This is a genomic window from Microbacterium sp. Root61, from assembly GCF_001427525.1.
GTDB lineage: Bacteria > Actinomycetota > Actinomycetes > Actinomycetales > Microbacteriaceae > Microbacterium.
This window is the reverse complement of record NZ_LMGU01000002.1, coordinates 117,699-144,301: the sequence shown is the minus strand read 5'-3', so window position 1 is coordinate 144,301 and position 26,603 is coordinate 117,699. Positions and strand designations below refer to the sequence as shown.

The window sequence follows — 26,603 nt, the reverse complement described above, 5'->3', positions numbered from 1 at the left end:
GCTGAACCGCTGCGGGGTCGGGCGGCGTGATGCCCCCGACCCCGCAGTCCGCATCCCGTGATGCCGTGGCATCCGACAGAAAGGCCGAAAAATGACACGTGACGTTCTGAGCGTCGGTCAGGTCCGCATCCACTCGGGTGGAGCGACGCGCGAAGAGGCGATGAAGGAAGCCGCCGACATCCTCGAGTCCGCCGGCGCCGTCACCAGCGCCTACTTCGACGCGATGCAGCAGCGCGAGGAGACCGTCTCGACATACATGGGCAACGAGCTGGCGATCCCGCACGGCACGAATGAGACGAAGGCCGCGATCCTCGATTCCGCCCTGTCGGTCGTCCGCTACGACGGTGGCGTGGATTGGGGCGGCGAGCCCGTGACGTTCGTTGTGGGAATCGCGGGCAAGGGCGATGAGCACCTCGAGATCCTGTCGCAGATCGCGATCCTGTTCTCCGATGACGACGAGGTGGAGAAGCTGAAGAAGGCGTCGACGCCGGAAGAGCTGTTCGCACTCGTCTCGGCCGCGGGCGTGTGATGAAGGCCGTCCACTTCGGGGCCGGCAACATCGGACGCGGGTTCGTCGGCCTGCTGCTGCACGAGGGCGGATACGAACTCGTCTTCTCGGATGTCGCGGCCCCGCTCGTCGATGCGATCAACGCGGTCTCGCAGTACACCGTGCACGAGGTCGGCGAGGGCGGGCACGACAAGGTCGTGACCGGCTTCCGCGCGATCAACAGCGCCACGCATCCCGACGAAGTCATCGAGGAGATCGCCGGAGCGAACGTTCTGACCACGGCCGTGGGGCCGACGATCCTGAAGTTCGTCGCACCGCATGTCCTGTCGGGGCTCGCGCTGCGGGATCCCTCCTCTCCGCCGCTGCAGATCATGGCGTGCGAGAACGCGATCAACGCCACCGACCTGCTGCGCGACGAGATCAAGTCCCTCGCCGGCGATGCGTGGGATGCCATCGCCGGTCGCGCTGTGTTCGCCAACACCGCCGTGGACCGCATCGTGCCCGCCCAGCCCGCCGGCGAAGGCGTGGATGTGACGGTCGAGCCGTTCTTCGAGTGGGCGATCGAGCGCACCCCGTTCGGCGATGACCCGCCGAAGATCCCCGGCGCGCACTTCGTCGACGACCTCGCGCCGTACATCGAGCGCAAGCTGTTCACGGTGAACACCGGGCACGCGACCACGGCGTACTTCGGCGCGCAGGCGGGTGCGGAGAAGATCTCCGATGCGCTGGCCGACGATGCCATCGCGGCGCGCGTCGCCGCGACGCTCGAGGAGACCTCGGCGTTGCTGACCGCCAAGCACGACCTCGATCCCGACGACCTCGCCGCCTACCGTGCGACGATCCTGCGGCGCTTCCGCAACCCGGCACTGCCCGACACCGTCTGGCGGGTCGGCCGCCAGCCGCTGCGCAAGCTGTCGCTGCACGAACGGTTCGTGGGGCCCGCGTCCGAGGCCGCCGAGCGCGGCCTGTCCACGACGGCGCTCGTCGCGGCCATGGGCGCGGCCCTCGCATTCGACGACGCCGAGGATCCGCAGTCGGTCGACATGCAGCGGATGCTGCGGGAACAGGATGCCGCGACCTTCACGGCCGCCGTCACCGGGCTCGAGCCGGGGCATCCGCTGTTCTCGAAGGTGCAGGCGGTCGTCGCCGAGCGTCAGGCGGAACTCGCGCGCTGACTCTCAGGTCACGACGAGGGCCACGGAGCCCGACGTCGTCCGCTTCAGCCTCTGCGAGGCGCGGATCATCTTGTGCTTGAGGCCGTATTTGCCGGCGAGTGCGCGATCCACGCGTTCCATGGTGGGGCCACTGGCATCGACGATCGCGATCGCCGCAACCGGCTCGATATCTTCGGTGACCCGTCCTCGTGCGTCGCAGGGAGCGAGCGTGATGCGCGCGGTGTGACGCAGGCGCTTCACCTTGCCGGAATCGGCACCCGTCGTGATGAGGAGGTGCTCTCCATCGCGGACGATCCACACCGGGGTCGCCACGGGTACGCCGGTTCGGCGAAAGGTCGTCAGCAGCACGTACTCGCGCTCGGCGATGTCACTCAGGGCAGGAAGCATGCCTCCATTCTCGACTGCGGGACACGGACTGCGGCGCCCGAGCGCCGGCGAGTACGCTCGGGACGTGACCGACCCCACACCCGAGACCCCCTCCGCTGCGGACGAGCCGGAGGCCGCGGCATCCACTCCCCCGAAGCGGCGATCGCGTATGAAGCGCGTGCTGATCTGGATCGGCGCAACCCTCGGCGCGCTGATCGTCCTCGCCGTCGTCGCGCTCCTCCTCTACGCGAACATCGGCGTCATGGGGGCCGAACCCGGTCCACTGCAGGCCGTCCGGGATGATCCCGCGATCGTGCTAGATGACACCGGGGACTCGATCGTCATGTCTCCCGCCGACGGCGCCTCGACGGTGGGACTCGTGTTCATCCCCGGAGCGAAGGTCGATCCGCTCGCCTACGCGTCCAAGCTCTCCGGTCTCGTCGCCGAAGAGGGCGTCACCGTCGTGATCACGCGCCCCACCCTCAACCTCGCGTTCTTCGACCTCCGACCGCTCTCCGCCTTCACCGACGAGGTTCCGGGGATCGACACGTGGCTGGTGGGCGGGCACTCGCTCGGCGGCGTGAAGGCGTGTCAGCTCGCACCCGATGCCGACGGCTTGGTGCTGTTCGCCAGCTACTGCGCGAACGATCTGTCCGCCTCCGACCTGACGGTCTCCAGCATCTCCGGGAGCGAGGACGGTCTCTCCACACCGGCGAAGATCGATGCCGCCCGTCCCCTGCTCCCCGCTGACGCCGAGATGGTCCAGATCGCCGGAGCGGCGCATTCCTCGTTCGGCGACTACGGCCTGCAGCCCGGCGACGGCACGCCGAGCATCTCGGACCCCGACATGATCGCGCGCCTGACAGAACTCGTCGGCGCAGCCGCGGCCTCCGTCGCTCCCTGATCGTCCTGAACAGGTCACCCGGGCCGCCTACGATGGTTGCCCGTGACCCTTGCTCTCGCCTGCCTCGCCGCCCTCATCGCCGCGGTGATCCAGCGGATCACGGGGCTCGGCTTCGTCCTCGTGCTGATCGGGCCGATCGTGCTGCTGTACGGCCCGGTCGAGGGCGTGACGATCGGCGTGCTGCTCGCGCTGGTCGCCTCCCTGTCGGCCCTGCCGTTCGTGTGGCGCCAGATCGAGTGGCGGCGGGCCTGGCGACTCATCTGGCCGGGACTGATCGCGGCGCCGTTCGGTGCGCTGCTGGTGCGGATGCTCCCGGACCCCGCGCTCATGATCCTGGTCGCGGCGATGGCCTACTTCGCGCTCGTCGCCGGGTGGATCCCCGCGCTGTCCGGCATGCTCACCGGTCCGATCGGCGCGGTGGGTGCCGGTGCCGCAAGCGGGTTCATGCACGTCACGAGCGGGTTGTCCGGCCCTCCCCTGGCCGCATATGCCGTCGGCGATCGCTGGCCGCAGCCCCGATTCGTGGCGAGCGTGCAGGTGATCTTCGCGGCGTTCAGCCTCATCTCGGTGGTGCTGCGCGGGCTCCCCACATCGCCTTCGGGTGACATGGGGCTCGCGGCCCTCGCGACCGTCGCCGGCATCGCCCTCGGCACCTGGTTGGCCCGGTTCGTCCCTGCGCGGGCCGCACGCATCGGCATGCTCTCGGTGGCATGGGCCGGGGCGACAGTGGTGCTCGTGCGGGGCATCCTGGCACTCTTGGGCTGAGGCACGTCCCTCTCCTCCACAGGAGGACGGCATTTTCAGTTACGACCGACTAACATCAAGAAGTCATCTGGGAGACCTGACACGAAGACGTGCAGGAAGGGGAATGCTGTGCGCAGCTACGCCATCATCGGAGCCGGCCCATCGGGGCTGTCCGCCGCGCGGGCGCTGAAGAAGGCCGGGATCGCCTTCGACGGGTTCGAGGCGTCCAGCGACGTCGGCGGCCTGTGGGACATCGAGAACCCGCGCTCGACGATGTACGAATCGGCGCACCTGATCTCCTCGCGCACCACGACGCAGTTCTCCGAGTTCCCGATGGACACGACGGCGGACTACCCCGGTCACCGCACGCTGATGCAGTACTTCCGCGACTTCTCCGATCGATTCGGACTGCGTGAGCACTACCGGTTCGACACCGCGGTCACCTCGCTCGAGCCGACCGGGGACGGCGGATGGATGCTGCGGGCCGAAGGCCCCGACGGCACGACCGAGCAGCGCTACGACGGCGTGATCCTGGCCAACGGCACGCTCGCCGAGCCGAACGTCCCCGACTTCCGCGGCGAGTTCACCGGCGAGATCCTGCACACGAGCGCCTACAAGAGCGCGTCGCAGCTGACCGGCAAACGCGTCCTCATCATCGGCGCCGGCAACTCCGGCTGCGACATCGCGGTCGACGCCGTGCACCACGCGGCATCCGTCGACATGAGTGTGCGGCGCGGCTACTACTTCGTCCCGCGGTACCTGTTCGGCAAGCCGAGCGACACGCTCAACCAGGGCAAGCCCCTGCCCGCGCCGATCAAGCAGTTCGTCGACAAGCGCGTGCTCCAGGCGTTCACCGGAGACCCCGTGCGGTTCGGCTTCCCGAAGCCGGACTACAAGATCTACGAATCGCACCCCATCGTCAACACGCTGATCCTGAACCACCTCGGTCAGGGCGACCTGCGAGTGCAGCCCGACATCGACCGCTTCGACGGGCAGACCGTCCTCTTCGTCGACGGCACGAGCGACGAGTACGACCTGGTGCTGCTCGCCACCGGCTACAAGCTCGACTATCCGTTCGTCGCGCGGGAGCACCTGCACTGGACGGGCATGTCGCCGAAGCTGTTCCTCAACGTCTTCCCGCCGTCGTTCAACGGGCTCTACGTGATGGGCATGATCGAGGCCTCCGGTATCGGCTGGCAGGGGCGCTACGAGCAGGCCGAACTCATCGCCGAATATCTGACCGCCGTCGCGCAGCGCCCGGCGCGGGCGTCGGCGTTCCGCGGCCGGGTCGCGGCCGGCCCGTGGCCGGACCTCACCGGCGGGTACAAGTACCTCGGGCTCGAACGCATGTCGTACTACGTCAACAAGGACGCCTACCGTCGCGCGGTCCGCGCGGCGGCGCACTCGCTCCGCGAGGATTCGGATGCCGCATCCCGCACCTCCTCCCCCGCAAAGGCCAGCGCGTGAACATCGACGACGTCGTCTTGAACTTCACCCCGGGCACACTCGTCATCCTGAACATCGTGCTGGGGCTCATCATGCTCGGCATCGCACTGGACACGTCGGTCGACGACTTCAAGGTCGTGGCCCGCAAGCCCAAGCCGCTCGTGATCGCGATCCTCGCGCAGCTGCTGGTGCTGCCCGGCATCACGTTCTGCCTGACCCTGATCCTGCCGGTCACCCCGTCGATGGCGCTCGGCATGCTGCTGGTCGCCTGCTGCCCTCCCGGCAACATCTCGCAGGTCCTCACGCATCGCTCCGGCGGCAACGTCGCCCTGTCCGTGTCGATGACGGCGGTGTCGAACCTGCTCTACATCATCGTGCTGCCGCTGAGCATCGCGTTCTGGGGCTCCCTGCGCGCCGACACCCGCGCGCTGCTGACCGCGGTGTCTCTCAACGGCTGGCAGATGCTGCTGGAGATCTTCCTCATCATCGGCCTCCCCTTCGCCGTCGGCCTCGCCGTGCGCGCACGGTATCCGCGCGTCGCGGCCAAGATCCAGCCGTACGTCAAATGGTTCAGCCTGATCGCGCTGGTCGGCTTCATCCTCGCCGCTCTCCTGGGCAACTGGACCTACTTCGTCGCGTTCATCGGCGTGATCCTGGTGGCCGTCGCGATCCACGACGCGGTCGCGCTGGCGATCGGGTGGTCGACCGCAGCGATCGGCGGACTCGGCACCCGGGAGCGCAAGGCGATGACGTTCGAGGTCGGCATCCGCAACGCCGGGCTCGGGCTGGGCCTCGTGTTCACCTTCTTCGGCGGACTCGGCGGCATGGCGATCGTCGCAGGGTGGTGGGGCATCTGGGACATCATCGCCGGCCTGATCCTGGCGGCGCTCTGGGCGCGGCACACCAAGAAGCGGACCGGCTCGGCCCAGGGCGACGCCACCCGTCGCGCGCTGCGGGCCGCCGCTGCGCCGGGCGAGACGACCCCGTGAGCGCGCGCGTCCTGATCACCGGCGGCAGCGGATTCCTCGGCTCCCACGTCGCGTCCGCACTGGTGGCGCGGACGGATGTCGCGCTCGTGGTGGCGGGCGACGTGCGGCGGCCGGAGCATCCCATCGACGGTGTGATCTACGACGAGTGCGATGTCACGCGCGAGAGCGGGTTGCTGCCGCTGCTGGAGCGCCACGACATCGACGTCGTCGTGCACCTCGCGGCGATCGTCAACCCCGGTCGTGACCACGACCTCGAGTACCGCGTCGACGTCGACGGCTCCCGCCACGTGCTCGAGGCCTGCGTCGCGGCGGGCGTGCGACGCGTCGTCGTCTCCTCCTCCGGCGCGGCGTACGGCTACCACCCCGACAATCCGGAGTGGCTGCGCGAGAGCGACCCGGTGCGCGGCAACGAGGAGTTCCCGTACTCGAAGCACAAGCGCCTCGTCGAGGAGATGCTCGCCGACTATCGGCTGCGGCATCCCGAGCTCGAGCAGGTGGTGTTCCGGATCGGCACGATCCTCGGTCCCACCGTCGCGAACCAGATCACCGCGCTGTGGAACGGGAGCCGCATCCTCGCGATCCGCGGGTCGGATTCGCCGTTCGTGTTCATCTGGGTGGACGACGTCGCCGCGGCGATGGCCCGCGCCGCCACCGACGGCCCCTCCGGCACCTACAACGTCGCCGGCGACGGGAAGCTGACCGTGCAGGAGCTGGCCGCAAGACTCGGCAAGCCGCTGCTCACCCTGCCCGCCGGCCTGCTCGGGTTCGGCCTGCGTGCGGGACGGATGCTGCGCCTCACCGTGCACGGACCCGAGCAGGTCGGGTTCCTCCGCTATCGCCCCGTGCTCTCGAACGAGTCACTCAAGCGCGACTTCGGCTTCACCCCGGCCAAGACGAGCGCCGAGGCGTTCGAGGCGTACCTCGAAACCCACCCCGGCGTCGCCCGGCGCTGAGCCGTACTACGCGTCGAAGCCCTCGGCGATGAGCTCGATGAGCTCCTCGCGCTCCTCCACCGGGAGGAAGGCGGCCGCGGCGGCGTTCAGCTGGAACGTCTCGAGGTCGGCGAGGTCGTACTCGAACGTCTCGGCCAGCAGCGCGAGCTCGCGCGTCAGTGAGGTGCGGCTCATGGTGCGGTTGTCGACGTTGACCGTGACCGAGAAGCCGAGCTGGTAGAGCAGATCGAACGGGTGGTCGGCGAGGGTCGTGCCCCACTGCTCGATCGCACCGGTCTGCAGGTTCGACGACGGCGAGAGCTCGAGCGTGATCTCGCGGTCGCGCACCCAGCGGGCCAGGTCGCCGAAGTGCACGAGCACCTCGTCCCCCTCGCGGGACACGACGTCGAGGTCTTCGGCCAGGCGCACGCCATGACCGAGGCGCAGCGCGCGTCCGTCGATGAGGGCCGAGCGGATCGAGTCGAGTCCGGCCGCTTCGCCCGCGTGGACGGTCGTCGGGAAGAACTCGGATGCCAGGTAGTCGAAGGCGGGGCGCAGACGCGAAGGCGGGAAGCCGTCCTCGGGTCCGGCGATGTCGAAACCGACCGCGCCGCGGTTGCGGAAGGCGACGGCGAGCTGCGCGATCTCCAGCGAACGGTCGGTGTGACGCATCGAGGAGATGAGCTGGCCGACGCGGATGTCGCGACCGGACCGCTCGACGGCGTCCTCGCCCTCTTCAATGCCCTCCTGGACGGCCTCGACGACCTCTTCCAGGGACAGGCCGCGCGCCAGGTGCTGCTCGGGCGCCCAGCGCACCTCGCCGTAGATGACACCGTCGGCGGCGAGATCCTCGACGAGCTCGCGCGCGACCCGGGTCAGGCCCTCGCGGGTCTGCATGACACCGGTCGTCAGGTCGAAGGTCTTCAGGTACTCCACCAGCGACCCGGAGTCGCTCTTGTCGGCGAACCAGTCGCCCAGCGCCTCGGCCTCATGCTCGGGCACCTCGAGCCCGACCTCGTCGGCCAGCTCGATGATGGTCTGCGGCCGCAGCGCGCCGTCGAGGTGGTCGTGCAGCGAGATCTTGGGCAGTCGACGGATCGAGACGCCGTCGATCACGGCATCGCCATTCTGTTCGATGGGCATGGGTGTGACTCCTCGATCGGTGAAAGGAAAGCGTATCGCTCAGGCGGTGACGCGCTCGAGCACGAGCGGCGTCACGGGCGGGGCATCCGCGCCGATCTCCCACGCGCCCTCGACCGCGGCGAGCGCCCGGTCGAACCGTGACGCGTCGTCGGCCAACAGGGTGAACAGCGGCTGCCCAGCGGTGATCGCATCGCCCGGCTTGACGTGCAGGTCGATGCCGGCGGCATCGATGACGGGGTCCTGAGCGCGCGCGCGTCCGGCGCCGAGGCGCCAGGCCGCAATTCCGAACGGCAGCGCCTCCATGCGCGTGACGACACCGGAAGCGGATGCCGTCACGGTGTGCGTCTCCTTCGGCTGCGGGAGCGCCGCATCCGGATCCCCGTCCTGCGCGATGATCATGGCGCGCCATGCGTCCATCGCCCGTCCGTCGCGCAGCGCGGCTTCGACATCGGCGTCGGGCTGTCCGGCCAGCGCCAGCATCTCTCGCGCCAGGGCGACCGTCAGCTCCACGATGTCGGCGGGACCGCCACCGGCGAGCACCTCGACCGATTCGCGCACCTCGTTGGCGTTGCCGATCGCGAGTCCGAGCGGGGTGTTCATGTCTGTGAGCAGCGCGGTCGTCGCGACCCCGGAATCCGTGCCGAGCGCCACCATCGTGCGGGCCAGCTCGCGGGCCTTGTCGACGTCGCGCATGAACGCACCGGAGCCGAACTTCACGTCCAGCACGAGCGAGTCGGTGCCTTCCGCGATCTTCTTGGACATGATGCTCGACGCGATCAGCGGGATCGCCTCGACCGTGCCGGTGACATCGCGCAGCGCGTAGAGCTTCTTGTCGGCCGGGGCGAGACCGCTGCCGGCGGCGCAGATGACCGCGCCCACGCCACCCAGCTGTGCGAGCATCTCGTCGTTGGACAGCGCCGCGCGCCAGCCCGGGATCGACTCGAGCTTGTCGAGCGTGCCGCCGGTGTGGCCGAGGCCGCGTCCGGACAGCTGCGGGACGGCGACCCCGAATGCCGCCACGAGCGGCGCCAGTGGCAGGGTGATCTTGTCGCCCACACCACCGGTGGAGTGCTTGTCCACGGTCGGCTTGCCGAGACCGGCGAAGCTCATCCGCTCCCCCGAGGCGATCATGGCGTCGGTGAGGACACGGATCTCGTCGCGCTGCATCCCGTTCAGGAGCACCGCCATCGCGAAGGCCGCCATCTGCGAGTCGGCGACGTAGCCGCGCGTGTAGGCGTCGACCATCCAGCGCAGCGCGTCCTCGGGGACGACCCCGCCGTCGCGCTTGATGCGGATGACATCGACCGCGTCGAACGGCTCGACGCTCATCGGCTGACCTCCTCGAGATCGCGCGGCCCGAACGCATCGGGCAGCACCTCGTCGATCGTGCGGATGCCCGACACTGTCTCCAGCAGCATCCCCGGCAGGGCGAATTCGTAGAGCAGCTGTCGGCAGCGCCCGCACGGCATGATCGTCTGGCCGTCGCCGTTGACGCAGACGAAAGCGACCAGCTCACCGCCGCCCGACATGTGCAGGTCGCCGACCAGCGCGCACTCCGCGCACAGACCGACGCCGTACGACGCGTTCTCGACGTTGCAGCCCGACACGATGCGGCCGTCGCTGACCAGCGCGGCCGCACCGACCCGATATCGCGAGTACGGCGCATAGGCCCGCTTCATCGCCTCGGTCGCGACGGTGCGGAGTTCATCCCAGTCGATATCGGTCACGTGCTCATCCCTTGATGTATGGCTGGCCGTCAGCGGCAGGCGCCCGCGAGCGTCCGACGACTCCGGCGACGACGAAGATCGTCACGAGGTAAGGCAGCATCAGCATGAACTCGCTGGGCACCGGGGAGCCGATGACGCTGAGCGTGTTCTGCAGGCTGGAGGCGAACCCGAACAGCAGCGCCGCGAGCGTCGCCTTGATCGGATCCCACTGGCCGAAGATGACCGCCGCGAGCGCGATGAATCCCGCACCCGCTGTCATCTCCTTGTTGAACGCGATGCCGTTGCCGATCGTGAACACCGTGCCGCCGAGGCCGGCGATGGCGCCCGCGAGCAGCACGTTCCAGAACCGCGTCGGGTTGACCTTGATGCCCACCGTGTCCGCGGCCTGCGGGTGCTCGCCTACCGCGCGCAGACGCAGACCCCAGCGGGTGCGGAACATTCCGAACCACACCAGCGCGACCGCGATGTACATCAGGTACACGATGATCGTCTGGCGGAACAGGACGGGCCCGATCACGGGGATCTCGCTCAGGAACGGGATCGGGATGCGGTCGAACCGCGGCGGGTTGTTCAGCAGCTCCCGGTTGGGCTGCAGCACCTGCGAGTACAGGAAGCTCGTGAGGCCCGCGACGAGCACGTTGAGCACGACACCGACGATCACCTGGTCGACGAGGTACTTGATCGCGAACGCGGCCAGCACGAACGCGACGAGGACCCCTGCGACCATCGCCGCGAGCATGCCCAGCACCGGCTGGCCGGTGATCGTGGAGACCACCGCCGCGCTGAATGCTCCGGCCAGCAGCTGACCCTCGATCGCGATGTTCACGACACCCGCACGCTCGCCGATGACGCCGGCCAGCGCACCGTAGATGAGCGGGATGGCCAGAGCCACCGCGCCCGCCAGCAGGCCCGCGACGGGGATTGTCGCCCCGGCGGCCGCCCACGTGAGGAACCCGACGATGGCGATGAAGATGTACGCGGCGATCAGCCACAGCGGGGTGCGGGTGGTGCGCTGCACGAGCCAGGTCGACAGCGCGGTGAGCAGGATCAGGAGGATGCCGACGATCCAGGTCGTCGTCACCACCGACACCGGGAACTCGGGCAGCTGAATCGCGTCGGCCGCGGTGGACAGACGGAAGGTCGTCTCGCCCGTGCGGGGCGCCGCGGTGATCAGCAGCACGTACAGCACCGTGAACACGGCGAGCGTGATCGGTGCCTTCCAGCTGCGCACTGCGGCCTTCTCGGGGGCGCCGGAGTGGAGCGGCGCGTCTGCGGTCATCGTCATTTCGCCACCGCCCCTGCCTCGGCCTTGAGCGCCTTCTGGCGCTCCTTCTCCCGACGTCGCTGATCGCGTTCGGGCGAGGGCAGACCGAAGATCGTCCGCACCAGCGGCGGCGCCGCGATGAACAGCACGATGAGCGCCTGCACCACGGTCACGATCTCGATCGGCACGCCCTGGGCCGCCTGCATCGAGAAGCCGCCGGCCTTGAACGCGCCGAACAGGATGCCCGCGGCGAACGTGCCCCACGGTGTGGAGCGCCCGAGGAGCGCCACCGTGATCGCGTCGAACCCGATCCCGGCGTCGATGTCGGCCGAGAATCCGGTGGTGATCGTGCCGAGCACCTGGTTCACGCCGGCCAGACCCACCAGGGCGCCCGCGATGAGCATGCCGTAGATGTACATGCGCTTCACGTCGATACCGGCGACCCGGGCGGCCTTGGGGTTCTCCCCGACAGCGCGGAACTTGAAGCCCAGGCTCGAGCGGCTGAGGATCCACCAGACCAGCACCGTCGCGAGGATCACGAGGATGAAGCCGAAGTGCAGGTTGTACTGCGGTCCGAACAGCTCCGGGAAGATCGCGGTGTCCTTCATTGGCGGCGTCTTCGGGTTGTTCGACCCGGGAGCCTGCAGCAGGCCCGGGGTGCGCAGCATCCACGAGATCAGATAAAACGCGATGTAGTTGAGCATGATCGTGACGATCACCTCGTGCGCACCGGTGTACGCCTTCAGTGCGCCCGCGATGCCGGCCCAGAGGGCACCGGCCGCCAGACCCGCGATGAGCGCGACGATCATGTGGATGCCCCACGGCAGATCGAGCGAGAACGCGACCCAGCCCGCGGCGGCGGACGCCATCAGCATCTGTCCGCGACCACCGATGTTGAACATGCCGATGCGGAACGCGAGCGCAACGCCGAGGCCTGCCGCGATCAGCGGTGTGGCGAACGTCAGCGTCTCGGTGAGGGGGCGGATGGCGCGGGCGAACGTCGGCGCGCCGAAGTTGTAGATCGATCCCTGGAACAGGGCCGAGTACGCGCCGGCGACGGCGTTCCAGACCGCGATCAGCGTGTCGGCCGGCCGCGAGAAGAAGTAGACGGAGGCCGCCTGCACGTCTTCGTCGGTGAAGGCGATCATGATGCCGCCGACCACCAGGGCGAGGAAGACCGCGAGCACCGAGATGATCGCGTTGCCCTGCGTGATCTTCAGGAACGTGTCGTGCCACTTCGACGGTGGCTCGGGCGGCTGTCGCAGTGGGTCGGGCGGGGTCACGTGGGCCCCGCCGGTGAGGTTCTCGCTCATGCGGCCACGCCCTCTCCCGGAACTTCGCCGGCCATCATCAGTCCGAGCACCCCGCGCGGGGTGTCACCGGGCACGATGCCGACGATGCGGCCGCGGTACATCACGATGATGCGGTCGGCCAGGGCCGTGACCTCGTCGAGCTCGGTCGAGACGACGATGACGGGGATGCCGGCATCCCGCGTCTCGATGATGCGCTTGTGGATGAACTCGATCGAGCCGACGTCGACCCCGCGGGTCGGCTGGGCGGCGACGAACAGCGACAGCTCGCGGCTCAGCTCGCGCGCGAGGACGACCTTCTGCTGGTTGCCACCGGACAGTGTGCCCACGGCCGCCTCGATGCCGGGGCCGCGCACGTCGAACTCCTGGAACTTCTCGGCGGCGAACTCGGCGATGTAGCCGAGGCGCAGGCCTCCGCCGCGCGCGAACGGGGGTCCTTCGACGCGGTCCAGCACCAGGTTCTCGGCGATCGACATCCCGCCGACCAGTCCGTCTTCCTGACGGTCCTCGGGGATGAAGCCGACGCCCTCGTCCAGGATGCGGCGCACCGAGGCGCCGACCAGCTGCTGGCCGTTGAGGATGATCGATCCGTTGACCCGGCGCTCGAGCCCGACAAGTGCCTCGGTGAGCTCGGTCTGGCCGTTGCCCTGCACGCCGGCGACGGCGACGATCTCTCCCGCGCGGACGTCGAAGCTGACGTCGTTGACGACGATCTGGTCCTTCGCGTCGATGACCGTGAGCCCCTCGACGATGAGGGCGCGTTCGCCGAGCTTCGGTGCGTCCTTGTGCACGGTGAGCTCGACGGCACGACCGACCATGAGCTCGGCGAGCTCGGCGTTCGTCGCGTCGGGAGATGCCTCGCCGACGACCTTGCCCAGACGGATGACGGTGATCCGGTCCGCGACCTCGCGCACTTCGCGCAGCTTGTGGGTGATGAAGACGATCGCGGTGCCGGCTTCGCGCAGTTGCCGCATGATCTCCATGAGCTCGTCGGTCTCCTGCGGCGTGAGAACGGCGGTGGGCTCGTCGAAGACGAGCACGCGCGCGTCACGGGACAGCGCCTTGATGATCTCGACACGCTGCTGGACGCCGACGGGGAGGTCTTCGACCAGAGCATCGGGATCGACATCGAACCCGAAGCGGGCGGAGATCTCGCGCACGCGGACGCGGGCCGCCTCCACGTCGAGGATGCCTCCGCCCTTGGTGGCCTCGTGGCCCAGCATGACGTTCTCGGCGACGGTGAAGACGGGGATCAGCATGAAGTGCTGATGCACCATGCCGATGCCGGCGTGCATCGCATCGCCCGGGCCCTGGAAGTTCTGCACCTCGTCATCGAGGAGGATGAACCCGTCGTCGGCGCGGTAGAGACCGTAGAGGACGTTCATCAGCGTCGACTTGCCCGCGCCGTTCTCACCCAGAAGACAGTGGATCTCCCCCGGCTGCACCACGAGATCGATGTGATCGTTGGCGACGAGGGAGCCGAACCGCTTGGTGATGCCCCGAAGTTCGAGCTTCATAGTCCCCGATCCTAGTGAGCGGTGTGAGTGATGGTGGAGGGATTTCTCGAGCGCGCGACGGCGTCGAGAGCAGACAGAAGTGGGGAGGCCGGTTTCCCAGCCTCCCCACGTTCCGGTGCGTCTACTTGTTGAGGTAGGACGTGACCGGGATCGAGCCGTCGATGATGCCGGCGGTGATGTCGTCCAGCTCAGCCTGCAGGTCCGGCGAGACCTTGTCGGCGAAGTCGTGGAACGGCGCCAGTCCGACACCCTCGTTCTCGAGCGTGCCGACGAACGGGGTGTTGTCGAACTCACCCATGCCCGCTGCGGTCACAGCCTCGTTGACACCCACGTCGATGCCCTTGCGGATCGAGGTGAGCAGCAGGTCGCCGACGGTCGGGTCGGTCTCGAACACGTCCGCGTCGACGCCGATGAGGGCGATCTCGCGGCCCGAGTCACGGATGACCGATGCGGCGCTCTGGTAGATCGGGCCGCCGACGGGCAGCAGCACGTCCACGCCCTGGTCGACGAGACCCTGAGCCGCGTTGATCGCGTCCTGGTTGGCGTCGAAGCCACCGGTGAACACGCCGTCCTGCGCGGCGGTGTCCCAGCCGAGGACCTGGACGGTGTCGCCCTTGACCTCGTTCCAGTACGCCACGCCCTGCGCGAAGCCGTCCATGAAGATCGAGACGGTCGGGAAGTTCATCCCGCCGAAGGTGCCGACCTTCTTGGCCTCCGAGAACGACGCCGCGGCGTAGCCGGCGAGGAACGCGGCCTGCGAGGTGTCGAAGACGATGGGCTTGATGTTGTCGGCGTCGGTCTTGCCGTCGAAGTCGTTGTCGACCACGTCGTCGATCGAGACGAACTCGACGTCGGGGTTGGCGATGGCCGCCTCGCCCGCAGCGGAAGCCAGCGCGAAGCCGACGGTCACGATGAGCGTGCAGTTCTGGTCGAGCAGGCTCGTGATGTTCGGGGCGAAGTCCGACTCGGAGTTGGACTGGACCGTCACGGGCTCGACGCCCAGAGCGTCGGCTGCGGCGTTCAGGCCCTCGAAGCCGAGCTGGTTGAACGACTTGTCATCGAACCCGCCCGCGTCGGAGACCATGCAGGGCTTGAAGCCGTCGATGGCGCCGCCAGCGGCGCCGCTCTCGGTCGACGTGGGGGTCGGAGCAGATGCGCAACCGGCGAGAAGAGCCACGACGCTGGTGGCGACGAGGCCGCCCAGAAGTCGCTTACGGGTGGAAATGGTCAACTGTGCCTCCACGAGGAAAGACCCGCGGACCTCGCGGGTGAGTACGAAGTTACCTACTGTGACGCCCCGCTTGCACGCCGAACGCACGCCGTGCGGGGAATGGTTACAAAGACGCAACAGAGCCGACGCCGGATCGAGGCCGGCCGGCGTCAGAGGACGTCGCCGCGACCGTTGAGCTTGAGGGCGTCCACGACGCCCTTGACCCGCTGCGCGTGCTCGCTGGTTGTGATCAGGAGGGCGTCGTCGGTGTCGACGATCACGATGTCCTTCATACCGATGACGCTGATGATGCGCTGCGTCTGGCTCACCACGATGCCGCTGGAGGCATCGGCCAGGATGCGGGCGTTCTCCCCGAGGATCGCGAGGTCGTTCTTGCGACCGTTCGAGACGAGCTTGCTGAGGCTGGCGAAGTCTCCGACGTCGTCCCAGTCGAAGTGGCCGGGGATGACGGCGAGGAGGCCCTTCTCGGCGGCGGGCTCGGCGACGGCGTAGTCGATGGCGATCTTCGGCAGCGAGGGCCACACCCGGTCCACCACGGGGCCGCGCAGGTCGCGATCGTCCCAGGCCTCGGCGAGGTCCATCAGTCCCGCGTACAGGTGCGGCTGGTTCTCGGCGATCTCCCCCAGCAGCACGTCGGCGCGGCTGATGAACATGCCCGCGTTCCACAGGTACGTCCGCTCGGCGAGGTAGCCGCGGGCGGTCTCGAGGTCGGGCTTCTCCACGAAGCGCTGCACCGTGGCCGCCTCCGGAGCGCCGGCCACGACCAGCTCCTCGCCCTTCTGGATGTAGCCGAAGCCCACCGAGGGCTCGGTCGGCGGGATCCCGATCGTGCAGATGTAGCCCTCGCGCGCGACGGCGACGGCCTGCTGCACGGCCCAGTCGAACACCTGCGTGCCGCGGATGACGTGGTCGGCGGCGAACGAGCCGATGATGACGTCGGGCTCGCGGCGGACCAGGATCGCGGCGGCCAGCCCGATCGCGGCAGCGGAGTCCCGCGGCTCGGACTCGAGGATGACGTTGCGGTCCGGAATGCCGGGAAGCTCCTTCTCGACGGCGGCCCGGTGGGCGCGACCCGTCACCACGGCGATGCGCCCGGCGCCCGCCAGCGGCTCCAGGCGGTCCCAGGTGTCGCGCAGCAGAGTGTGCCCCGAACCGGTCAGGTCGTGCAGGAACTTCGGTGCGTCCGCACGCGACAGCGGCCAGAGCCTGCTGCCGATGCCTCCGGCCGGAATCACTGCGTAGAAGTCGTCGATCGGCTCAGCCATGCCCCCAGGCTACCGGGACCGGCATCCGTTCCAATTATCTTGATGTCAAGATAGTTAGGTCCACCTAACCACCATCCGCATGAAGGACGGGAATAGGATGAGACCGCAGCGCCGGCGCTCAGTGAGGGCCGCGAACCCGCGTTGAAGATCGAACAGGGAGGACGACCGTGTCTGCAGGCACACGCGTGACACCGTCGGTATCGGAGACCACCTCGAAGGTTCCTCGCGGAACGCTCTATCGAGGTCGCGAAGGAATGTGGTCGTGGGTGTTGCATCGCATCACCGGAGTCGCGATCTTCTTCTTCCTGCTGGTCCACGTCTTGGACACCGCACTCATCCGGGTCTCACCCGAGGCCTACAACGCCGTCATCGGCACCTACAAGAACCCCATCATGGGGCTCGGCGAAGTCGCCCTGGTCGGTGCCATCGCGTACCACGCCTACAACGGGCTGCGCATCATCCTGGTCGACTTCTGGGCCAAGGGCGCGCGCTACCAGCGACAGCTGTGGTGGGGCGTCCTGGGCCTCTGGGTCGTCACGATGGCCGGGTTCACCCCCCGTCATCTGATCAATGTCTTCTCGTCGATCGGAGGCGGTCACTGATGAGCGCTCAGACCATCGCGGCGCCCCGCAGCCCCGAACTCCGTCCCCGCAAGGCCGGCGCCAACCTCGAGAAGTGGGGCTGGATCTACATGCGCGTCTCCGGCGTGCTGCTGGTCGTGCTGATCTTCGGCCACCTGTTCGTCAACCTCATGGCCGGCACCGGCATCCACCAGATCGACTTCGCCTTCGTCGTCGGCAAGTTCGCCACCCCGTTCTGGCAGTGGTGGGACGTTCTGATGCTGTGGCTGGCGCTCATCCACGGCGCCAACGGAATGCGCACGATCATCAACGACTACGTCACCCACAACGGCACGCGTCGCGTGCTCGTGTGGGCCGTCGGTCTGGCCGCCGCGTTCCTCATCCTCCTGGGCACGCTCGTCGTGTTCACCTTCGACCCGTGCCTCGGCGTGACCGCCGACAGCAGCCTGTGGGACATGTGCCAGGGCTAGACCCGACCGGCACGCAGCAGACCGAGACGAAAGCATCCATCACGTGAGCACCCAGACCGAAGGCTCCGTCGTCAGAGACGGCGTGCACTACCACCAGTTCGACATCGTCATCGTCGGCGCCGGCGGCGCCGGCATGCGTGCGGCGATCGAGGCAGGGCCCGGCGCCAAGACGGCGGTGATCAGCAAGCTGTACCCCACGCGATCGCACACCGGTGCGGCGCAGGGCGGCATGGCCGCTGCGCTCGCCAACGTCGAAGAGGACTCGTGGGAGTGGCACACCTTCGACACCATCAAGGGCGGCGACTACCTCGTCGACCAGGATGCGGCGGAGATCCTCGCCAAGGAGGCCATCGACGCGGTCATCGACCTGGAGAACATGGGTCTCCCGTTCAACCGCACCCCCGAGGGCAAGATCGACCAGCGCCGCTTCGGCGGCCACACCCGTGACCACGGCAAGTCGCCGGTCCGCCGCGCGTGCTACGCCGCCGACCGCACCGGCCACATGATCCTGCAGACGCTGTTCCAGAACTGCGTCCGCCTCGGCATCAACTTCTTCAACGAGTTCTACGCGCTCGACGTCATCACCGTGAAGGACGAGGACGGCACGACCCAGGTCGCCGGCGTCGTGGCCTACGAGCTCGCGACGGGCGACCTGCACGTCTTCCACTCGAAGGCGATCATCTTCGCCACGGGCGGCTTCGGCAAGATCTACAAGACGACCTCCAACGCGCACACCCTTACCGGCGACGGCGTCGGCATCATCTGGCGCAAGGGTCTGCCGCTCGAGGACATGGAGTTCTTCCAGTTCCACCCGACCGGCCTGGCCGGCCTCGGCATCCTGCTCACCGAAGGTGCCCGCGGCGAAGGCGCGATCCTGCGCAACGCGAGCGGCGAGCGGTTCATGGAGCGCTACGCCCCGACCATCAAGGACCTCGCCCCGCGTGACATCGTCGCGCGCTCGATGGTCCAGGAGGTCCTGGACGGCCGCGGCGCCGGCCCGCACAAGGACTACGTCTACCTCGACTGCACGCACCTCGGTGCGGAGGTCCTGGAGACCAAGCTCCCCGACATCACCGAGTTCGCCCGCACCTACCTGGGCGTGGACCCGGTCACCGAGCCGGTGCCCGTGATGCCGACCGCGCACTACGCGATGGGCGGCATCCCGACCAACGTCAACGCCGAGGTCCTCTCGGACAACACCACCGTCGTGCCGGGCCTCTACGCCGCCGGCGAGTGCGCGTGCGTCTCGGTGCACGGCTCGAACCGCCTCGGCACCAACTCGCTGCTGGACATCAACGTGTTCGGCAAGCGCGCCGGCAACAACGCCGTCAAGTACGTGCAGACCGCCGAGTTCGTGCCCCTCCCGGAGGACCCCACGAAGGAGGTCCGCGAGATGATCGAGGGCCTGCGCAACAACAACGGCTCCGAGCGCATCGCCGTCCTGCGCAAGAAGCTGCAGGACGACATGGACATGAACGCCCAGGTGTTCCGCACCGAGGAGTCCCTCGGCAAGGTGCTCGGGACGATCGAGGAGCTGCGCGAGCGGTACAAGAACATCCACGTCGACGACAAGGGCAAGCGGTACAACACCGACCTGCTCGAGGCGGTCGAGCTCGGCTTCCTGCTGGATCTGGCCGAGGTCGTGGTGCACACCGCGCGCAACCGCAAGGAGAGCCGCGGCGGTCACATGCGCGACGACTACCCCCTGCGCGACGACGAGAACTACATGCAGCACACGATGGCGTACCTGAGCGGCGACCCGCACTCGTCCCACGCCGACGACCACATCAGGCTCGATTGGAAACCGGTCACGATGACGCGTTACCAGCCGATGGAGAGGAAGTACTAGGAATGGTGTCGACTCTCGTCGAGACGACGGATGCCGCAGCCGAAACGAGCGAGACCGCTGCGGACACGGGCATCCAGTCCTTCCTCGTGACCTTCATCGTCCGCCGGTTCAACCCGGAGGTCGATGAGGAGCCGCGCTGGGTCGACTACGACGTGGAGCTGTACTCCACGGACCGCGTGCTGGACGCCCTGCACAAGATCAAGTGGGAGGTCGACGGCTCGCTGAGCTTCCGTCGTTCCTGCGCGCACGGCATCTGCGGATCGGATGCCATGCGCATCAACGGCCGCAACCGCCTCGCCTGCAAGACGCTGATCAAGGACCTCGACATCTCGCAGCCGATCTACGTCGAGGCGATCAAGGGCCTGCCGCTGGAGAAGGACCTGATCGTGGACATGGAGCCGTTCTTCGCCTCCTTCCGCGAGGTGCAGCCGTTCCTCATCGCGAACTCGACGCCCGAGAAGGGCAAGGAGCGCATCCAGTCGATCGTGGACCGCGAGGTCTTCGACGACACCACGAAGTGCATCCTGTGCGCCGCGTGCACGTCCTCGTGCCCCGTGTTCTGGACCGACGGCCAGTACTTCGGACCGGCCGCGATCGTGAACGCGCACCGCTTCATCTTCGACTCGCGCGATGACGCCGCCGATGTGCGCCTCGACATCCTCAACGACCAGGAGGGCGTGTGGCGCTGCCGCACGACCTTCAACTGCACCGAGGCGTGCCCCCGCGGCATCGAGGTCACCAAGGCGATCGCCGAGGTCAAGCAGGCCGTCCTCCGCGGCAAGCGCTGATCGTCCGATGAGCAGGTCGGATGCCGTGACGTGCGTTGCGGCATCCGTTGATCGCTAACCTGTGATCGTGACGGACAGGAGCGATCGGGGCAAGCACCCCGTCGATCGGGCGAATGCGGATGACGCCGCCCGCACGGAGGAAAGCCTCCGGCAGCGGTGGGACACGACACAGGAGACGCTGCGCGAACGGTTCGACCAACCGATCTCGCGCGCCACCGCACTGACGAAGCGCACCATGGGCTGGTTCCCGGTGCGTGTCTGGCGGCACTTCCTGCAGCACAACGGATTCCTCCTCGCCGCCGGCGTGAGCTACCAGGCCCTGTTCGCGTTCTTCGCCACCGTGTACGTCGCGTTCGCGATCGCAGGGCTCTGGCTCGGCGGCAGCCCCGAGGCGATCGACGCGATGATCACGGTCATCAACAGCTGGATTCCGGGGCTGATCGGCGAACACGGCCTCTTCACCGAGGCGCAGGTCACCGAGATCGCGACCCAGAGCGCCAGCGTGCTCGGGATCACGGGTGTCATCGCCCTGATCACGGTCATCTGGACCGCGATCGGCTTCGTCACCTACGCCCGTCGCGCCGTGCGCGACATCTTCGGCATCCCGCCCGACCGCCGCGGCTACGTGCTGCTGAAGGCACGCGACTTCCTCGCGGCCGTCGTCTTCGGGGTCTCCCTCGTCCTGGGATCCGGCGTCAGTTACGCCGGCACTTGGGCGCTCACCTGGCTCTTCGATCTGCTCGGCTGGGGGACGTCGTCCGATTTCTACCACTTCGCCGTCGCCATCAGCTCGATCATCATCTCCTTCATCGTGTTCTCGGCATCGCTGGCAGCGCTGTTCCGCTTCCTGACGGGCACCTCGCTCCCATGGCGTCGCATCTGGCCGGGCGCGCTGCTCGGCGGCGGCGCGATCACGGTGCTGCAGTTGGGTGCCGGATGGCTGCTCAGCTACACCCCGACGAACCCGCTGCTGGCGACGTTCGCGATCTTCGTCGGCCTGCTGCTGTGGTTCCGGATCATCGGCATCATCATGCTCGTCGCCGCGGCGTGGATCGCCACGGCGGCGCGTGATGCCCATGTGCCGTTGATCACCCAGAGCGAGGCCGAGCGTCTCGCCGCCGAGCACCGGGCACTCCTGACCGCTGCGCGGGTACGGCTGCGCACCGCCCAGGAGGCGCGCGCAAGCGCTCCCTGGTATCGCGTGTGGGCGGCCGACCGGGCGCTGCGCGAGGCGGAGGACGAGCTCACGCAGGTCGAGGCCGCCACTCCCCCGCCGACGAAGAAGGGCAGCCTGCTCGAGTGACGCCCGGTGTCGGCGCCGCTGGCTAGGCTGGCAGGCGTGCCTCGCCCCATCCGCATCGCCTCTGTCAACGTCAACGGCATCCGTGCTTCCGTCCGCAAGGGCATGATCGAGTGGCTCGCCGACGCCGACGTCGACATCATGGCCCTGCAGGAGGTGCGCGCCACCGCTGAAGAGCTCGCGGTGGCCCTGCCCGGGTGGGAGATCGTCAACGACGAGGCGCTGGCCAAGGGACGCGCCGGTGTCGCTGTGGCGAGCCGGATCGCACCGGTCGCGACACGCACCGTACTCGGCGAGGACGGCCTCGACAGCGCCGGCCGCTGGATCGAGGCGGACTTCGACATCGACGGCGAGAAGCTGACCGTGGTGAGCGCCTACGTGCACACCGGCGAGGCCGAGACGCCGAAGCAGGACGCCAAGTGGGCGTTCCTGGACGCCATGGAACGACGGATGCCGCAGCTGCGCGCCGAGTCGCCGCTCGCACTGATCATGGGCGACTTGAACGTCGGCCACCGCGAGCTCGACATCCGCAACTGGAAGGGCAACATCAAGAAGGCCGGGTTCCTCCCCCGCGAGCGCGCCTACTTCGACCGCTTCCTGGGCGAGGACGGTGCCGAGGCGACCGGCGTCGACGGCTCGACCGGCACCGGCCTCGGGTGGGTCGACATCGGCCGCCGCTTCCACGGCGACGTCGAAGGCCCCTACACCTGGTGGTCGATGCGCGGCCGCGCGTTCGACACCGACACCGGCTGGCGGATCGACTACCACCTCGCTACGCCGGAGCTCGCGGCACGGGTGCAGGACTATCGCGTCGTGCGCGCCGGTTCGTGGGACACCCGCTTCAGCGATCACGCACCGGTCATCGCGGACTACACGCTCGGGGTCTGAGCCGGTCGCGCGACCGCGTCGTCCGCAGTGCGGGCGGACGCGGCATCCGTCGCCCATAGGATTGGCTGGTGACGAAACCGCGCTTGTACTCCGGAATGCAGCCCTCGGCCGACTCTTTGCAGATCGGCAACTACATCGGGGCGCTCATGCAGTGGCGCGAGCTCCAGAACTCCTACGACGCGTACTTCTCCGTCGTCGACCTGCACGCGCTGACCCAGCCGAACGAGCCCGCCGAGCTGCGCGCCAAGACGCGCCGCACCGCCGCGCAGTACATCGCGGCCGGCATCGAGCCGTCGCGCTCGACGCTCTACGTCCAGTCGCACGTGCCCGCGCACGCCGAGCTCGCGTGGGTGCTGTCCACCATCACCGGCTTCGGTGAGGCCGGACGGATGACGCAGTTCAAGGACAAGTCGCAGCGCTACGGCGCCGACGCCACCTCGGTCGGGCTGTTCACCTACCCGGTGCTCATGGCCGCCGACATCCTGCTCTACCAGACCGATGTCGTGCCCGTCGGCGACGACCAGAAGCAGCACGTCGAGCTGACGCGCGACCTGGCCGAGCGGTTCAACTCACGCTACGGACAGACCTTCACCGTGCCGGTGCCGGTGATCCAGCGCGACACCGCACGCATCTACGACCTGCAGAACCCGACGGCCAAGATGTCGAAGTCGGCGGAGTCCGATTCCGGCGTGCTGTGGATGCTGGATGACCCGGCCGTGAGCGCGAAGAAGATCATGCGCGCCGTGACCGACAGCGAAGGCGTCGTGCGGTTCGACCGCGAGGCCAAGCCCGGTGTCTCCAACCTCCTGGTCATCTACGCGGCGCTCAGCGGCAAGCAGATCCCGGCGATCGAGGACGAGTACGCGGGCCGCGGCTACGGCGACTTCAAGAAGGGCCTGGCCGAGGTGGTCGTCGCCGAGTTCGAGCCGGTGCGTGCGCGCGCCCTCGAGCTTCTCGACGACCCGGCCGAGCTCGACCGTGTGCTGGCTGCCAACGCCGACCGCGCGGCATCGGTCGCCGACCGTACCCTCGACGACGTCTACGACAAGATCGGGCTCCTCCGCCGGCGGTAGAGGACGCGACGCGCGGGGTGCGCGTTAGGGTGGCGGGGTGGAACCTGTGACCCTGCGCACGACGCGTCTCGAGCTGTCCGTGCCGACGACTGCCGACGTCGACGCGATCTACGACGCGTGCCAAGACCCCGACATCCAGCAGTACACGACCGTCCCGTCGCCGTACGCGCGCGAGCACGCCGAGGGCTTCATCGAGAAGGTCGCGGCGTGGTGGGCCGAAGGCGCCGAGGCGACCTGGGCGATGCGGGCCGAGGACGGCCTTGCCGGGATGATCGGCCTGCACCGCGTCAACGAGGGCGGCGCCGAGATCGGGTACTGGGTCGCTCCGCACGCCCGCGGTCGCGGACTGCTCACCGAGGCCGCCCACGCCGCCCTCGACTGGGGCTTCTCCGACGACGGCCTCGCCCTGCAGCGCATCGAGTGGCGCGCCGTGGTCGGCAACGTCGCCTCCGCCCGCTCGGCTCGGGCCGTCGGCATCCGCTACGAAGGCCTGCTGCGTCAGGCGCTGGTCAGCGGCCGCGGCCGCGACGACGGATGGATCGGCGGACTCCTGCGCGACGACGACCGCAGCCCGCAGCCGTGGCCGGTGCTCGAGGGCTGACTCGCGTCGGCACCGCGTGACAGGATGGGCGCATGCCCGAGATGCCTGAGGTGCAGGGGCTCGTCGACTTCCTCAACGGACGTGTCAGCGGCCTGACGATCACGCGCGTGTCCGTGGCCGCGATCGCGGCGCTCAAGACGTACGACCCACCGGTGCACGCCCTGCAGGGCGCCGAGATCACGGGGGCGGCGCGGCACGGCAAGTTCGTCGACCTGTCCACGACAGGGACGGATGCCGCACCCCACCTCGTGTTCCACCTCGCCAAGGCGGGATGGCTGCGGTGGTACGACCAGCTGTCGACGACGCTCATCAAGCCGGGGCGCACGCCGATCGCGCTGCGCGTCGCGCTCAGCGACGGCTCGGGGTTCGACCTCACCGAGGCCGGGACGAAGAAGTCGCTCGCCGTCTACGTGGTGTGCGATCCGCAGGACGTGCCGGGCATCGCGCGACTCGGACCTGATCCACTCGACCCCGCGTTCACGCGTGACACGCTGGCCGGACTACTCGTGGGGCGGCGCACCCAGATCAAGGGCGTGCTGCGCGACCAGTCGATCATCGCCGGGGTGGGCAACGCCTACTCCGACGAGATCCTGCACGCCGCGAAGATGTCGCCGTACGCGCTGGCGGCGACCCTCGACGAGGCCGACATCGACCGGCTCTTCGCCGCGATGACCGAGACGCTGACGGATGCCGTGGCCGAGGCATCCGGAAAGCCACCTGCCGACCTGAAGGACGCCAAGCGTCGGGGCATGCAGGTGCACGGTCGCCGCGGCGAGCTCTGCCCGGTCTGCGGTGACACCGTGCGCAGCGTCTTCTTCGCCGACAACTCGCTCGAGTACTGCGCGACCTGTCAGACCGGCGGCAAGGTGCTCGCCGACCGCCGCCTCTCGCGCCTGCTCAAGTAGCTCCCCGGCTCAGCCGAGGGTGCCGGCGAGCGAACGCGCGTCGTCGTCGACCCAGTCGAGCGACTTCGACACGGCCTTCTTCCACATCCGGTAGCGGCGCTCGCGCTCGTCCACGCTCATGCGCGGCTCGAAGCGCACGTCCTGCTGCCAGTGCACGCGCAGGTCGTCGCGGCTGCGCCACACGCCGGTGGCAAGACCTGCGGCGTATGCCGCCCCGAGCGCCGTCGTCTCGACCACCTTCGGGCGGACGACGGGAATGCCGAGGATGTCTGCCTGGAACTGCATCAAGGCGCTGTTGTGCGTCATCCCGCCGTCGACGCGGAGCTCTTCGAGCGGACGCCCGGTGTCTCCCGCGACCGCCTCGATGACGTCGCGTGTCTGGAAGGCCGTGGATTCCAGTGCCGCGCGCGCGATGTGACCCTTGTTCACGAAGCGCGTGAGACCGACCAGGGCGCCGCGCGCGTCGGGCCGCCAATACGGTGCGAACAGGCCGGAGAAGGCGGGCACGAAGTACGCGCCGCCGTTGTCGTCGACGGTCGCCGCGAGGCTCTCGACGTCTTCGGAGCGCTGGATGATCCCGAGGTTGTCACGCAGCCACTGCACGAGCGACCCGGTCACCGCGATCGACCCCTCCAGCGCGTAGCGCGCGGGCTCCCCGTCGCAGCGGTAGGCCACGGTGGTGATCAAGCCGCTGCCGGAGCGCACGATGTCCGTGCCCGTGTTCACGAGCAGGAAGTTGCCCGTGCCATAGGTGTTCTTCGACTCCCCCGCGTCGAACGCGGCCTGTCCGAAGGTCGCCGCCTGCTGATCGCCCAGGATGCCGGCGATCGGCACACCGTGCATCACATCGGGCAGCTGCGATTCGCCGAGCACCTCGGACGACGAACGGATGGCGGGCATCATCCGCCGCGGAATCCCCCACACCGCCAGCAGCTCATCCGACCAGTCGAGAGTGCGCAGGTCCATCAGCAGGGTGCGGGAGGCGTTGGTGACGTCGGTGACGTGTATGCCGCCGCGTGCGCCGCCGGTGAGGTTCCACACGACCCAGGTATCCGGAGTGCCGAACAGCAGGTCGCCGGCTTCGGCGGCCTCCCGCGCACCCGGCACGGTGTCCAGGATCCAGCCGATCTTCGAAGCTGAGAAGTAAGTCGCGAGCGGCAGGCCGGTGATCTCGGCGAACTGGAACATGCCACCCTCGGCCGATGCGGCGAGGCGGTCGATCCGAGGCTGGGTGCGCGTGTCCTGCCACACGATCGCGTTGTGCACGGGCCGCCCGGTGCGGCGGTCCCACACGATCGCGGTCTCGCGCTGGTTGGTCACGCCGACCGCAGCGATGGCGGATGCCTCGAGCTTCGCCCGCGAGAGACACGCGGCGATGACCCACTCGGTGTTGGTCCAGATCTCCACCGGATCGTGCTCGACCCAGCCGGCTCGCGGGAAGATCTGCTCGTGCTCGCGCTGAGCCGTCGAGACGATCCCACCCGCTGCGTCGAACACGATCGCCCGGGTAGAGGTCGTCCCCTGGTCGATGGCCAGAACGTGATCGGCCAACGCCGTCTCCTTCCTCGCGGGCAGCATCGCCCGCACGCGGTCTCCGGCGGCGCATCCGCGCCACCGGCTGCGGTCA

Annotated in this window: 26 protein-coding genes; 16 read left to right on the top strand and 10 right to left on the bottom strand. The window is 68.5% G+C overall.

All coding sequences use genetic code 11. The features are described 5' to 3' along the window. Positions 1 to 91: 91 nt before the first annotated feature. Entirely contained in the window at positions 92 to 529 is a 438-nt protein-coding gene (locus ASD65_RS19260; protein WP_056225450.1) for a PTS sugar transporter subunit IIA, read from the top strand. Next, the gene (locus tag ASD65_RS16955; protein ID WP_056225448.1) at positions 529 to 1,683 is read left to right on the top strand and encodes a mannitol-1-phosphate 5-dehydrogenase; all 1,155 of its coding nucleotides are present in this window, start codon (positions 529 to 531) and stop codon (positions 1,681 to 1,683) included. The genes ASD65_RS19260 and ASD65_RS16955 overlap by 1 nt, the downstream gene beginning before the upstream one ends. A gap of 3 nt (positions 1,684 to 1,686) precedes the next feature. Here ASD65_RS16955 and ASD65_RS16950 read toward each other — a convergent pair whose 3' ends face one another. Then, the gene (locus ASD65_RS16950; RefSeq protein ID WP_056225445.1) at positions 1,687 to 2,070 is read right to left on the bottom strand and encodes a PPOX class F420-dependent oxidoreductase; all 384 of its coding nucleotides are present in this window, start codon (positions 2,068 to 2,070) and stop codon (positions 1,687 to 1,689) included. Between the two features lie 148 nt (positions 2,071 to 2,218). On the opposite strand from ASD65_RS16950, the gene ASD65_RS16945 reads away from it, so the two are divergent. From ASD65_RS16945 to ASD65_RS16925, 5 genes are all read left to right on the top strand, one after another. After that, positions 2,219 to 2,953 carry an alpha/beta hydrolase gene (locus tag ASD65_RS16945; protein ID WP_056226385.1) on the top strand — a complete coding sequence of 245 codons (735 nt, stop codon included), beginning with the start codon at positions 2,219 to 2,221 and terminating at the stop codon, positions 2,951 to 2,953. 42 nt (positions 2,954 to 2,995) lie between these two features. Then, the gene (locus ASD65_RS16940; RefSeq protein WP_056225440.1) at positions 2,996 to 3,718 is read left to right on the top strand and encodes a sulfite exporter TauE/SafE family protein; all 723 of its coding nucleotides are present in this window, start codon (positions 2,996 to 2,998) and stop codon (positions 3,716 to 3,718) included. Between the two features lie 108 nt (positions 3,719 to 3,826). Next, positions 3,827 to 5,164, top strand: coding sequence for a flavin-containing monooxygenase (locus tag ASD65_RS16935; protein ID WP_056225437.1), 1,338 nt, complete (start codon positions 3,827 to 3,829; stop codon positions 5,162 to 5,164). Then, positions 5,161 to 6,132 carry a bile acid:sodium symporter family protein gene (locus ASD65_RS16930; protein ID WP_056225434.1) on the top strand — a complete coding sequence of 324 codons (972 nt, stop codon included), beginning with the start codon at positions 5,161 to 5,163 and terminating at the stop codon, positions 6,130 to 6,132. The genes ASD65_RS16935 and ASD65_RS16930 overlap by 4 nt, the downstream gene beginning before the upstream one ends. Next, positions 6,129 to 7,085: an SDR family oxidoreductase gene (locus ASD65_RS16925; protein WP_056225431.1), complete on the top strand. Its 957-nt coding sequence runs from the start codon at positions 6,129 to 6,131 to the stop codon at positions 7,083 to 7,085. The genes ASD65_RS16930 and ASD65_RS16925 overlap by 4 nt, the downstream gene beginning before the upstream one ends. 6 nt (positions 7,086 to 7,091) lie before the next feature. Here the strand turns inward: ASD65_RS16925 and ASD65_RS16920 are convergent, their stop codons facing one another. From ASD65_RS16920 to ASD65_RS16885, 8 genes are all read right to left on the bottom strand, one after another. Continuing rightward, positions 7,092 to 8,207: an adenosine deaminase gene (locus ASD65_RS16920; RefSeq protein ID WP_056225428.1), complete on the bottom strand. Its 1,116-nt coding sequence runs from the start codon at positions 8,205 to 8,207 to the stop codon at positions 7,092 to 7,094. 39 nt (positions 8,208 to 8,246) lie between these two features. Beyond that, on the bottom strand, positions 8,247 to 9,536 hold the full coding sequence (locus tag ASD65_RS16915; RefSeq protein WP_056225425.1) for a thymidine phosphorylase: 1,290 nt from the start codon (positions 9,534 to 9,536) through the stop codon (positions 8,247 to 8,249). Continuing rightward, the gene (locus ASD65_RS16910) at positions 9,533 to 9,934 is read right to left on the bottom strand and encodes a cytidine deaminase (protein ID WP_056225421.1); all 402 of its coding nucleotides are present in this window, start codon (positions 9,932 to 9,934) and stop codon (positions 9,533 to 9,535) included. The genes ASD65_RS16915 and ASD65_RS16910 overlap by 4 nt, the downstream gene beginning before the upstream one ends. A 4-nt stretch (positions 9,935 to 9,938) precedes the next feature. After that, the gene (locus ASD65_RS16905) at positions 9,939 to 11,213 is read right to left on the bottom strand and encodes an ABC transporter permease (protein WP_056225418.1); all 1,275 of its coding nucleotides are present in this window, start codon (positions 11,211 to 11,213) and stop codon (positions 9,939 to 9,941) included. Between the two features lie 2 nt (positions 11,214 to 11,215). Further along, the gene (locus tag ASD65_RS16900) at positions 11,216 to 12,511 is read right to left on the bottom strand and encodes an ABC transporter permease (RefSeq protein ID WP_082561967.1); all 1,296 of its coding nucleotides are present in this window, start codon (positions 12,509 to 12,511) and stop codon (positions 11,216 to 11,218) included. Next, on the bottom strand, positions 12,508 to 14,025 hold the full coding sequence (locus ASD65_RS16895; RefSeq protein ID WP_056225415.1) for an ABC transporter ATP-binding protein: 1,518 nt from the start codon (positions 14,023 to 14,025) through the stop codon (positions 12,508 to 12,510). The genes ASD65_RS16900 and ASD65_RS16895 overlap by 4 nt, the downstream gene beginning before the upstream one ends. A gap of 121 nt (positions 14,026 to 14,146) precedes the next feature. Continuing rightward, the gene (locus tag ASD65_RS16890) at positions 14,147 to 15,256 is read right to left on the bottom strand and encodes a BMP family lipoprotein (protein WP_056225412.1); all 1,110 of its coding nucleotides are present in this window, start codon (positions 15,254 to 15,256) and stop codon (positions 14,147 to 14,149) included. A gap of 149 nt (positions 15,257 to 15,405) precedes the next feature. Next, the gene (locus ASD65_RS16885) at positions 15,406 to 16,521 is read right to left on the bottom strand and encodes a mannose-1-phosphate guanylyltransferase (protein WP_056225411.1); all 1,116 of its coding nucleotides are present in this window, start codon (positions 16,519 to 16,521) and stop codon (positions 15,406 to 15,408) included. A 167-nt stretch (positions 16,522 to 16,688) separates the two neighbouring features. Between ASD65_RS16885 and sdhC the strand changes: the two genes are divergently transcribed. From sdhC to ASD65_RS16840, 9 genes are all read left to right on the top strand, one after another. After that, complete coding sequence (sdhC, locus tag ASD65_RS16880) at positions 16,689 to 17,123, top strand: succinate dehydrogenase, cytochrome b556 subunit (protein WP_082561966.1); 435 nt, start codon at positions 16,689 to 16,691, stop codon at positions 17,121 to 17,123. Beyond that, positions 17,123 to 17,572 carry a succinate dehydrogenase hydrophobic membrane anchor subunit gene (locus ASD65_RS16875; protein WP_056225405.1) on the top strand — a complete coding sequence of 150 codons (450 nt, stop codon included), beginning with the start codon at positions 17,123 to 17,125 and terminating at the stop codon, positions 17,570 to 17,572. The genes sdhC and ASD65_RS16875 overlap by 1 nt, the downstream gene beginning before the upstream one ends. 43 nt (positions 17,573 to 17,615) lie before the next feature. Then, a complete protein-coding gene (gene sdhA, locus ASD65_RS16870) occupies positions 17,616 to 19,421 on the top strand; it encodes a succinate dehydrogenase flavoprotein subunit (RefSeq protein ID WP_056225402.1) in 1,806 nt (601 codons plus the stop codon). A 2-nt stretch (positions 19,422 to 19,423) separates the two neighbouring features. After that, positions 19,424 to 20,209, top strand: coding sequence for a succinate dehydrogenase iron-sulfur subunit (locus ASD65_RS16865; protein ID WP_056225399.1), 786 nt, complete (start codon positions 19,424 to 19,426; stop codon positions 20,207 to 20,209). Between the two features lie 67 nt (positions 20,210 to 20,276). Then, complete coding sequence (locus tag ASD65_RS16860) at positions 20,277 to 21,512, top strand: YhjD/YihY/BrkB family envelope integrity protein (RefSeq protein ID WP_056226381.1); 1,236 nt, start codon at positions 20,277 to 20,279, stop codon at positions 21,510 to 21,512. Between the two features lie 36 nt (positions 21,513 to 21,548). Beyond that, positions 21,549 to 22,397 carry an exodeoxyribonuclease III gene (locus ASD65_RS16855; protein ID WP_200948729.1) on the top strand — a complete coding sequence of 283 codons (849 nt, stop codon included), beginning with the start codon at positions 21,549 to 21,551 and terminating at the stop codon, positions 22,395 to 22,397. Between the two features lie 68 nt (positions 22,398 to 22,465). Next, positions 22,466 to 23,470, top strand: coding sequence for a tryptophan--tRNA ligase (gene trpS, locus ASD65_RS16850; protein WP_082561965.1), 1,005 nt, complete (start codon positions 22,466 to 22,468; stop codon positions 23,468 to 23,470). Positions 23,471 to 23,507: 37 nt separating this feature from the next. After that, positions 23,508 to 24,071, top strand: coding sequence for a GNAT family N-acetyltransferase (locus ASD65_RS16845; RefSeq protein WP_056225389.1), 564 nt, complete (start codon positions 23,508 to 23,510; stop codon positions 24,069 to 24,071). A gap of 32 nt (positions 24,072 to 24,103) precedes the next feature. Continuing rightward, on the top strand, positions 24,104 to 24,976 hold the full coding sequence (locus ASD65_RS16840) for an Fpg/Nei family DNA glycosylase (RefSeq protein WP_056225386.1): 873 nt from the start codon (positions 24,104 to 24,106) through the stop codon (positions 24,974 to 24,976). 9 nt (positions 24,977 to 24,985) lie between these two features. Here ASD65_RS16840 and glpK read toward each other — a convergent pair whose 3' ends face one another. After that, positions 24,986 to 26,527 carry a glycerol kinase GlpK gene (gene glpK / locus ASD65_RS16835; protein WP_056226378.1) on the bottom strand — a complete coding sequence of 514 codons (1,542 nt, stop codon included), beginning with the start codon at positions 26,525 to 26,527 and terminating at the stop codon, positions 24,986 to 24,988. Positions 26,528 to 26,603 lie beyond the last annotated feature (76 nt).

Bases quoted from the DNA above. Each gene is read 5' to 3' on its own strand.
- ASD65_RS16955 (WP_056225448.1), top strand. From the start codon at position 529: ATGAAGGCCGTCCACTTCGGGGCCGGCAACATCGGACGCGGGTTCGTC.
- ASD65_RS16865 (WP_056225399.1), top strand. From the start codon at position 19,424: ATGGTGTCGACTCTCGTCGAGACGACGGATGCCGCAGCCGAAACGAGC.
- ASD65_RS16905 (WP_056225418.1), bottom strand. From the start codon at position 11,213: ATGACCGCAGACGCGCCGCTCCACTCCGGCGCCCCCGAGAAGGCCGCA.
- ASD65_RS16920 (WP_056225428.1), bottom strand. From the start codon at position 8,207: ATGCCCATCGAACAGAATGGCGATGCCGTGATCGACGGCGTCTCGATC.
- ASD65_RS16895 (WP_056225415.1), bottom strand. From the start codon at position 14,025: ATGAAGCTCGAACTTCGGGGCATCACCAAGCGGTTCGGCTCCCTCGTC.
- ASD65_RS16875 (WP_056225405.1), top strand. From the start codon at position 17,123: ATGAGCGCTCAGACCATCGCGGCGCCCCGCAGCCCCGAACTCCGTCCC.
- ASD65_RS16885 (WP_056225411.1), bottom strand. From the start codon at position 16,521: ATGGCTGAGCCGATCGACGACTTCTACGCAGTGATTCCGGCCGGAGGC.
- ASD65_RS16945 (WP_056226385.1), top strand. From the start codon at position 2,219: ATGAAGCGCGTGCTGATCTGGATCGGCGCAACCCTCGGCGCGCTGATC.
- ASD65_RS16915 (WP_056225425.1), bottom strand. From the start codon at position 9,536: ATGAGCGTCGAGCCGTTCGACGCGGTCGATGTCATCCGCATCAAGCGC.
- ASD65_RS19260 (WP_056225450.1), top strand. From the start codon at position 92: ATGACACGTGACGTTCTGAGCGTCGGTCAGGTCCGCATCCACTCGGGT.
- ASD65_RS16840 (WP_056225386.1), top strand. From the start codon at position 24,104: ATGCCCGAGATGCCTGAGGTGCAGGGGCTCGTCGACTTCCTCAACGGA.
- ASD65_RS16950 (WP_056225445.1), bottom strand. From the start codon at position 2,070: ATGCTTCCTGCCCTGAGTGACATCGCCGAGCGCGAGTACGTGCTGCTG.
- ASD65_RS16900 (WP_082561967.1), bottom strand. From the start codon at position 12,511: ATGAGCGAGAACCTCACCGGCGGGGCCCACGTGACCCCGCCCGACCCA.